Raw genomic sequence first — 5714 nt, forward strand, 5'->3', positions numbered from 1 at the left:
CAGCCCAGGTGGGGTCGCAATTTGGCTCGAAGTTGGTTAATCTGTTCCATGAGGGTTTGTGGTCTTTGTGGTAATTTCCATCAAACCCTCTCCCTGGCACTTTTTGCAACTTTTGTCCTGTACTGAGGATAATGGCTTGCTATTGGGTTTAGCAAAGGAATATTCCCGGTTTGCATATCTAAATCAGGATTGAGCCTCAAATTGCCATTTTTATAGGAGTTGCCTTTTAACAAGACTTTATTATAGTGGGCAATGGCTTCACAGTATCCTCATATTGGCAATTTTCTGTTGCAGGGAGAAAAGTGACTAGATGCGTTTGCTTTTAGCGGAAGCAAAGCTTCATCGCTTTTAGCGGAAGCGAAGCTTCATCGCATAACCCCTAGAATAATCTGTCACACATTTCAATTGTGAATAGGGGCTGATCAGGAGATTGGGAGATGGGGAGATTGGGAGACTGGGAGATCGGGAGATGGTAGACTGGCTTTTGCACAAGGGTCGCGATTGACCGTAGGTCACGCTACTTGAGGTGGAAATTTAAATGCATATTAGCTGACTGCTTGCTGTGATCGTAAAACTGGGTTGAGTAGGGATGGGAAGATAGGAAAATTGCAGGATGGAGAGATGGGAATTGATCAACTTTTTGTCAATCCACATATCGGGTTAATCGGTTAAATTATATTACTGAGCCGATGATATAGTATCAGGAATTGGCATCAATTACGATAAAACTCTTCTTTTTTGACCTTAGGTTAGATTGCGGTGGGGTTGAACAGCCGGACAGGTTTTCCAGTCTGCAACACTACCAAAGCATTATCTCCGTTTTTGTCAAGATTACTTGATAGTCAGGGTTAGTTTTGTTCCAAGGGATTTGCCTTCGCTTTTAGCGGAAGCTGAGGCCTTTGGCCACGCGGGGCGCGTTCGCTTCATCGCGTAGCGGCTCGTACCGAGCATCGCATTCTATTGCTTAATATCTATTAATAATCGACCAATTAACCAAACTGTGTATGTCTAAGGTCTATAGCTAAGGATTGACAGTGGGATAATGTTCTTTCTTGAAACAAAGCGTTAGCAATCGGGCAATAGACCTTCTTCCAGTCAAATAACCTAAGTTTTTAAAAAATAAGCAGCCATAAAAATAAGTCGCCCATGGAGCAAAAATTCATCAATAAAAATTACTTATTTTTTAAATAAGTTTTATGAATACATTTATAGTATTTATCATAGATATTTGTGATAGGTTTTTATCTATTTATATGACGTATTAACTATTGCCTTAAAATCCATACTTTTTCGGTTCCCTGTTCCCTGTTCCCTGTTCCCTGTTCCCTGCTCCCTGTTCCCTGTTCCCTGTTCCCTGTTCCCTGTTACCTGTTCCCTGTTCCCTGTTCCCTGTTACCTGTTCCCTGTTCCCTGTTCCCTGTTCCGCTGTTTATACACTTCATCGCTAGCCTAACTTTGTCTATTTTTTTTCTATATTTTTTTCTAGTTCAGATTAGATAATTTAGTCAGAAAATTAAGAGCACCACTGACTAATTAATAATGATAAAACCCTGAACTATATATTATGAAGCACTCTGACGTTCAGCATAATTATAATGTGGTTAACCTATAAAAGTGAGAAGCCATTAATTACAAAAAATCTTGAAATTTTTTATTTTGGAGAACTTTGATAGCTTTTTTGATGTCCTGGGTACGGTCTTTTTTTGCAATTAAGGTAGCATTGCGATCGCGTACCACCACCACATCGTCTAAACCAATAGTAACAATCACCTCATCGTCACTACTAGAGTAGACAATTGCTCCTTGAGTATCCAGTTCTACATGATTAGCCATTGCGACATTTTTAGCATCGCCATTATGCAAGCGTTCTAAGGCATTCCAATCTCCCAAATCATCCCAACCAAAGGAGGCTGGTAAAACATAAGCTAGCTTTGTTTTTTCCATCAAAGCATAGTCAATACTTTTCTTCTCTAGCTCAGCATAAGCCGCCACACCTTTTTCTTCTAAAGGGGCAATAATTTCTGGTGCATGGGTGCGCAATTCATCTAAAACTACCCCAGCCCGGAAAATGAACATCCCACTGTTCCAGCTGAATCGACCAGTAGACAAAAATTCCTCAGCCGTCTCCTGGTTAGGCTTTTCGGTGAACCGACTGACCTGATACACTGGCAATCCCTCAAACGTGCCAGTCTTATCACCTTGCTCAATGTAACCGTAGCCTGTAGAAGGGTATTGGGGGGTGATGCCTAAGGTTACAATCGATGACTCAGCGGCAGCCAATTGAGCAGCCGCCTTGATAGTTTGCTGAAACCCTTGCTCATCTTCAATCCAGTGGTCAGCAGGGAAAAAGCCCACTACCGCATCTTCTCCGTAAGCCTTAGCAATCTCTAGAGTTGCCCAAGCAACCGCTGGTGCTGTATCCCGTCCTTCTGGTTCCGCTAATAGATGCTTCTGGGGTAATGATGGTAGTTGTTGAGTCACTCCCTCAGCTAACATAGCAGAAGTAATCACCCACAAGTGTTCTGGCCCGACCGTCAGCTTACTCAATCGGTCAGCCGTTGCCTGCAAAAGACTCTTGCCACTACCATCCAAACATAAAAACTGCTTGGGTCGGTGCTTACGGCTCAACGGCCAAAACCGTTCTCCTTTGCCACCAGCAAGAATCACAGGGATGAGAGAGTTATCCATGATGTAGCCTTAACTGTAGTTTTCTGCTACATACTAACCTCACTTTCCCTGATTCAGCTGCTATTGGCTGTAGATTATGAAAAATGGTTAAAGTACTTCTTTAGCCATTACATTAGTTCTTACATTAGTCCTTAAATTAGTCATTTGTCCACCAATTCCTTCATCCCTGTTCAGGGATTGCTGTTGTGCATTGATCACAAAGGACTAATCACTCTTAGATGTTCCTCAAAGCGCTTTCACCAGGAGCTTTAGCCGTGGGTAGCCAAAGCGCTTTTTTCAATTAAGCCACTTTGAAGGTAGGCAAAATGCTTTATTGGCTTTGACTTACAGACTTATAGACTTATAGGCCAACAACAATATCTTAAACTGTACCCAAAGGCTACAGTTTAATTGGATAGCCAACTATAGGCTTGGAACTTGAATCCTTTAACAGTCATCACAATTCATAGGTAGATTTGGATACAGGTGTGATTAATAATGCCTCAGCTTCAACACCCCAACCATCACCCCAAGAGGGTGATACAGGAGTTTCCTACTCTCAGCTTGACCTGACTACAGACCTAGACGCTTCTGTGTCTGGATTAAGATTAACCTTTGCCCCCTATTTGCGGTGGGTATTCTGGAGTAGCGCTTTTGTCCTGACAGCAGTTATTTCTGCGGCTTTGGGAGCTACCTTAGCCCTAGTTACCCCATTGTCGCCCCTGATTAAATCCCATTCTCAACCCGAAAAGGCTAAAATCCCCCAGAATCAACCAGCCGCTTCTGAGCACAAGTCTTGGCGTAAAAGCTTTCCCTACAACCTGTCACGACCGGTGAATATCCTGGTGATGGGCATAGACCGAGTCCCAGATGCGTTGCCAGGTTCCCCAGAGGTTTTTGGTGGTCGCAGTGATACCCTATTGCTGTTGCGCTTAGACCCCAAGGACCACTCCGTGAATATGCTTTCAATTCCACGGGATACGAGAATAGAAATTCCCGGTGTTGGGATAGTTAAAATTAACGATGCCAATGTCAAAGGTGGATCTACCTTAACCGCAGAAGTGGTTAGCCGTACCTTAAATGATGTGCCAATTGATAGGTATGTGCGCATTACCACTGATGCATTTCGGGAACTTGTGGACTTGGTCGGTGGGCTGGAAGTCTTTGTGCCTGAGAGGATGGAATATGTAGATCTCACTCAGAAACTGGAAATTGATTTAGAACCAGGGTGGCAAACCTTGAATGGAGACCAAGCCGAACAATTTGCTCGATACCGAAAAGACAATGGTGATATTGCTCGGATACAGCGGCAGCAGATCTTACTCAAGGCACTGCGCCAGCGTTTAGTTACTCCCAGTGTCGTGCCTCGTTTACCAAAAATCCTGCGAGTGATGCAGCAGTATATTGATACTAATCTTAGCTTAGAGGAAATCTTGGCACTGGTCGGTTTTGGTCTAGAGGTTGGCAAAGATAATATCAGAATGGTACTCTTGCCCGGTCGATTCAGCAAGGCTGATGAATACATTGCCAGTTACTGGCTGATGAATTCACGAGGGCGAGACCGAGTGATGAGTGAGTATTTCGAGCAAGAGCCCAAATACAAGAGTTCATTAAAGCGCCGCCGTTCACCCCATCGGGTCAGAATTGCAATTCAAAATGCTACCGATGACCCAGAACTTGGTCGCCGTGTTGCCCGGTATTTAGCCAGAAATGACTTCTACAATGTCTATTATGTCTCAGATTGGCCTGACCGCTTGTCCCAGACTGAGATTATTGTTCAGCAAGGGGACATAAAAACAGCAGATATTGTCAAAAAAGTCCTGGGACTAGGTAGAGTAGAAGCATCCTCTACTGGTCATCTCAAATCTGAGCTGACGATTCGAGTCGGTGAAGATTGGTTAGAGAGGGAGTTTTAGGCTTTAAGTTTTAAGGAGTCAGGTTGACAAGTGATTAGGGTGATTTGGCGACGCTTATTGGGACTAATTTTAGTTCTGGTTATGGCTTGGCTATGGGTGCTTTTATCGGCTACTCCTGCCTATGCTCAGGAGAATACAGTAAATCATGCCCTTACGGATTTGAGTTATCATGACTATTCCAATCAGAATTTAGTTGGTGGCGTATTTGCAGGCGCTGAAATGCGAGGCACAAACTTCCAAGGTGCTGACCTGAGTGGATCTATCTTCACCAAGGCCAATTTATTGAAAGCCAATCTCGAAGGTGCAAATCTGACCAATTCTTTGGCAGATCGGGTATTTTTAGACCAAGCTATTTTGACCAATGCTATTTTGACCAAGGCAATTATGAATAGCACCAGGTTTTACGATGCCGAGATAACTGGTGCTGATTTTACTGATGCCTTGATTGACCGCTATCAGGCTAAACTGATGTGTAAGCGTGCTACTGGGGTAAATCCTGTAACTGGTATCTCCACACGGTATAGTTTAGGCTGTCGCTAGGCTTAAGGAGTTGAGTTGGGCTAAGGGGTTCCAGAGCAGGATGTCTTGTAATAATTGCTGATAACCAGCCACATTGGGATGGAGACCATCTGGAGATAGGTGTTGGAAGCACCAATCATAACCACGGGACGTCCATAAATCAAAAATGTCCAGATAGGGAATTTGACGCTTCAGACACGCAAGGCGAGTTGCTTCTTTGTAGTAGTACTGGTCAGCATGAGTGTAGTAAAAACAATCGAGAAAGGGCATTTTCCTTTCATCAACTGGTACCATGCCCACAAATAGCACTGGACAGAGTTGCTGAGCTAGCTCAAGCAGATTGGCTAGTTCTTCCTGGAAACTCTCAAAATTAGTAAAATTATTGCCATCGGGACGTCCTAAACGGGCTGAATCGTTAACGCCCACCGATAAAATAATGGCATCTGGTACACGGTTTCTGAGTTCACCACGACTGCGAAATTCATGTTCTAGTCGCTTGTGGACTTGGGTAACCCCATCACCCCGAACTCCCAAATTGTAGAGTACATGACCAGGACTATCGGGTAACATCCACTGACGTCGCAGTCGCTCTACCCAGCCGCCACCTTCTGG

4 protein-coding genes are annotated in these 5714 nt (G+C 43.9%); 2 read left to right on the top strand and 2 right to left on the bottom strand.

Features of this window, described 5'->3' with window-relative positions:
- Positions 1-1629: 1629 nt before the first annotated feature.
- Positions 1630-2688 (bottom strand): mannose-1-phosphate guanylyltransferase, encoded by a 1059-nt coding sequence (locus tag F6K51_RS34935; RefSeq protein WP_293030090.1) that lies wholly within the window; start codon positions 2686-2688, stop codon positions 1630-1632.
- Between the two features lie 455 nt (positions 2689-3143).
- Between F6K51_RS34935 and F6K51_RS34940 the strand changes: the two genes are divergently transcribed.
- The gene (locus tag F6K51_RS34940) at positions 3144-4583 is read left to right on the top strand and encodes an LCP family protein (RefSeq protein WP_075899763.1); all 1440 of its coding nucleotides are present in this window, start codon (positions 3144-3146) and stop codon (positions 4581-4583) included.
- A gap of 30 nt (positions 4584-4613) precedes the next feature.
- The gene (locus tag F6K51_RS34945; protein ID WP_293030096.1) at positions 4614-5123 is read left to right on the top strand and encodes a pentapeptide repeat-containing protein; all 510 of its coding nucleotides are present in this window, start codon (positions 4614-4616) and stop codon (positions 5121-5123) included.
- On the opposite strand, the gene F6K51_RS34950 is transcribed toward F6K51_RS34945, so the two are convergent.
- Positions 5109-5714, bottom strand: a 606-nt coding sequence (locus tag F6K51_RS34950) for a GDSL-type esterase/lipase family protein (RefSeq protein ID WP_293030099.1), incomplete at its 5' end; no start/stop codon positions are given. The two genes, F6K51_RS34945 and F6K51_RS34950, sit on opposite strands and share 15 nt — an antisense overlap.

The sequence above is a fragment of the Moorena sp. SIO3I8 genome (assembly GCF_010692325.1).
Classification (GTDB): domain Bacteria; phylum Cyanobacteriota; class Cyanobacteriia; order Cyanobacteriales; family Coleofasciculaceae; genus Moorena.